We start from the raw sequence: 406 nt of genomic DNA on the forward strand, positions 1-406 counted from the left end.
GCTCCGTACATCTGACAGAGCACGCCGTACACCCTCAGCATCTGGCCGAGGGGGCGGTACAGGAATCTGCGCTGGCAGAGGGCGCGGTGCAGTCCAAACATATCGCACCGGAATCCGTCCAGTCGGAGCATCTGCAAGCAGGGGCCATCCAGCAGCAGCATGTAGGCTGGCAGGTGGTATCGGAGGATGCCCTGCAGGAGGGAGCGGTTGCGTCCAGCAAGATCGCGAATGAAGCGATACAGTCCTGGCATGTGGCTAAGGAATCCATTGAAGAACAACACATGGCCCCGGACAGTGTATCCGGTCGTGCGCTTCAAGCGGAAAGCATCACCTCGGAAAAACTGGCGGCACGCTCAGTGCAAGCGACGAATCTCGCGGAAGGCAGCGTCGGCCCTTCACATTTGAC

At 59.9% G+C, this 406-nt stretch carries 1 pseudogene; it reads left to right on the forward strand.

Going from position 1 to position 406, the window contains the following annotated elements:
- Window positions 1–406: pseudogene (locus tag L693_RS30755) on the forward strand (hypothetical protein); the annotation flags it as partial.

Origin of the sequence: Paenibacillus sp. 1-18 (assembly GCF_000520755.1) — a bacterium.
In the GTDB taxonomy this organism is placed as follows: domain Bacteria; phylum Bacillota; class Bacilli; order Paenibacillales; family Paenibacillaceae; genus Paenibacillus; species Paenibacillus brasilensis.